At 68.3% G+C, this 1,271-nt stretch carries 1 protein-coding gene and 1 pseudogene; one reads left to right on the forward strand and one right to left on the reverse strand.

Going from position 1 to position 1,271, the window contains the following annotated elements:
* A partial coding sequence (locus ACSFA3_RS23960) for an ABC transporter substrate-binding protein (RefSeq protein WP_435507895.1) occupies positions 1-950 on the forward strand: 950 nt, incomplete at its 5' end.
* Position 951: 1 nt separating this feature from the next.
* Here the strand turns inward: ACSFA3_RS23960 and ACSFA3_RS23965 are convergent.
* Positions 952-1,271, reverse strand: a pseudogene (locus ACSFA3_RS23965) (hypothetical protein); the annotation flags it as partial.

Below are 1,271 nucleotides of genomic sequence, written 5' to 3' on the forward strand. Positions count from 1 at the left end.
GCCGGTTGCTGCGCGGCGCTGTTGCCGCTGCAGCCGCGAGCGCACTGCCCATCTTTTCCATGGCGCAGGGCAACGGCCAGGTGCTGCGCCTCGGCTACATCGGCCCGGGCAAGAAGCCCGCGAACGCCACTGGCTGGGCGCTGCGCCAGGGGCACCTGCTGCGCGAGCTGGCGCCGCTCGGCTTCAGGGAAGTGACGACGCGCAACTTTCCGAACGGGCCCGATCTCAACGAAGCCTTTCTCTCGGGCGCGCTCGACGTCGGCATCTACGGCGACACGCCCGCCGTGGTGGCCCGCTCGCGCGGACTCGATGGCCAGCTCATCGGCTTCGACGCGGTGGGCATGAACGTCTGGCTACTCACGCCGCGCAACGGCGTGCGCAGCGTGAAGGAACTCGAAGGGCAATCCATCGGCGTGGCGCGCGGCTCCTACATGCACCGCTACGTGCTGGGCCTGCTCAAGGAAAACGGACTGCAGAAGTCCGTCAAGGTGATCCACATGTTCCCGCGTGACGGTGAAGCAGCGCTAGACCAGGGCTCGATCGCCGCCTTTGCGGCGCAGATCGACGTGGGGCCGCTGCTGGCCTCGCGCGGCTACCCGGTCATCGACGAGGCCGAGAAGCATCCAACGCTGCGCGGCACCTCGGTGATCGTCGCGTCCGGCAAGGTGCTTGCGGCAGCGCCCGGGTTGCCCGCCGCATGGACGCGCGCGCGCCGTACGGCGCTGCAGGAGATCCGTCGCAACAGCGCGGACTACTACGCCTTTCATTCGGAGGTCAGCGGCTTTCCGCTGGACATCGTGAAGGTCTCGCATCCGCTTTCGCATTTTCCCGAGGCCGCGTATCCGCCCGAAGGCCTGGCACTGCTCGACGAGGTCAAGAAGTTCCTGCTGGCCGAAAACCTGGTGACCCGCGATTTCGCGCTGGCACAGTGGCGCGTGAACGACGCCTGAGCTAACGCCCGGCAACCTCGGCCAGCAGCGCCTCGCTGCTCATTCGCGGCGACGGGGGTAAGGCCTCCGGCGCGCCTGTCGTGCGAATCACCCGGTTGCTGCTCAATACCCGGTTGCGCACCTGCTGCGCGCCTGCCGTGAGGTTGTAGTCGATGCGGTAGTCCCATGCCCCGACCGGCACCTTGCGGTCGCCAAGGCGCTCGATGCGCACTTCCGCCGCGCTGCGCTCGCCCGGCCCGATCTCGCTGGCCTGCGAGAAGCCATGCCCGAAGCCGATGACCGAGCCGGCCTTGGCGCCCTTGACGATCTGCAGCGTACCGG

Origin of the sequence: Variovorax glucosi (assembly GCF_051216695.1) — a bacterium.
Classification (GTDB): Bacteria; Pseudomonadota; Gammaproteobacteria; order Burkholderiales; family Burkholderiaceae_C; genus Variovorax.